Origin of the sequence: Acinetobacter sp. YH16042, from assembly GCF_013417245.1 — a bacterium.
In the GTDB taxonomy this organism is placed as follows: domain Bacteria; phylum Pseudomonadota; class Gammaproteobacteria; order Pseudomonadales; family Moraxellaceae; genus Acinetobacter; species Acinetobacter amyesii.
This window is the reverse complement of record NZ_VPEJ01000122.1, coordinates 1-1,351: the sequence shown is the minus strand read 5'-3', so window position 1 is coordinate 1,351 and position 1,351 is coordinate 1. Positions and strand designations below refer to the sequence as shown.

Annotated in this window: 3 protein-coding genes; all 3 read right to left on the bottom strand. The window is 33.6% G+C overall.

The features are described from left to right. Positions 1-125 precede the first annotated feature (125 nt). Entirely contained in the window at positions 126-407 is a 282-nt protein-coding gene (locus FTV37_RS17470; protein ID WP_067865280.1) for an addiction module antidote protein, read from the bottom strand. After that, the gene (locus tag FTV37_RS17465; RefSeq protein WP_000286964.1) at positions 408-710 is read right to left on the bottom strand and encodes a type II toxin-antitoxin system RelE/ParE family toxin; all 303 of its coding nucleotides are present in this window, start codon (positions 708-710) and stop codon (positions 408-410) included. Between the two features lie 107 nt (positions 711-817). After that, positions 818-1,219, bottom strand: a complete 402-nt coding sequence (locus FTV37_RS17460) for a PH domain-containing protein (protein ID WP_127801924.1) — start codon at positions 1,217-1,219, stop codon at positions 818-820. Between the last annotated feature and the right edge of the window lie 132 nt (positions 1,220-1,351).

The window sequence follows — 1,351 nt, the reverse complement described above, 5'->3', positions numbered from 1 at the left end:
GGAAGGTATGTTAAATTTTCAAAAAAAAATTATCAATAATTATTTTAGATTTTCTGAAATTAACATAATACACGTTATACGAAATTAAAAAATGGAGCCTAAAGCTCCATTTTTTAATAATTTTTTTAAATTGCTAAGCGCAAATTTAGTGCTTTTACAACTTTAATCACAGTATCAAAACTAGGGTTAACATCACCAGAAAGTGCTTTATAAAGACTTTCTCGGCCTAAACCTGTGTCTCTTGATAATTGAGCCATTCCTTTAGCTTTAGCAATGTTACCTAAAGCTTTTGCAATGAATGCGGCATCACCATTAGATTCTTCTATACATGCTTGTAAGTAAGCCTGCATATCTTCTTCTGTTTTAAGATGCTCAGCACTGTCCCATTTGCGAAGTTTAATAGCCATTTATAGCTCCTCCTCTAAATCTTGTGCCAATTGCAGGGCAAGTTTTATATCTTTACTTTGCGTAGACTTGTCTCCGCCTGCTAAAAGAATAACGACCCTTTGCCCTTGCTTACAGTAATAGATCCTATAGCCTGGTCCAAAGAAGAAACGTAATTCAGAGACACCTTCACCAACTGGTTCAGTATCTCCAAAGTTTCCATCTTCAACCCGATCAATTCGGACTTGTATGCGTCTTTTTGCCTGCTGGTCTTTTAACTTGGTGAACCAGTCATCAAAGACTTCAGTGGTATATATTGAGTACATAAGATTAATGTATCCTATAGGATACATTCATGCAAGAAATAAACTTGAATGTATGGGGCTTATAACAGAATTTCGTATAACAACCATTATGTTAAATGCGGGATAAATCAAGATATTTGTTTTATAAATTCAGTTTTATTTCTTGGCGAAACCATGATTGATTCATGAATACCATCTTTTTTATATTCAATTCTTATTCTATCTAAAGATAAAGCTGGAGCTGATAAAGAGTCTGATGTTTCCTCGATCTTTTCAATGCTATTCAATGGAATTTCCCACTTTAAGAAGATACTGTGTATCTTTAATATCTCACCGTCTACAACATAGTATGTTGTTGGAATGGGTAACCAAACCACTAGAGCTAAAGAACTTAAAAGGACGGAAAAAATTATATTTGCATGTAAATTTTGGCTATCAAAATGACTATAGACTAAGGTTAAAAGCAGTAAAGAACTTCCTGTCAAAACTATAATCACCCACCAATCTATTTTTGATTTATATTTTTGCATTATTGAATTTCTCTAAAATTAACATAATACACCTTATACGAAAGGCCCTATTTACGGGCCTTTTAATCATCTGATTAACATAAAATCTCTTATACGCAGTGGCGGCTAACGCCACTATACAAGGCAACAGAC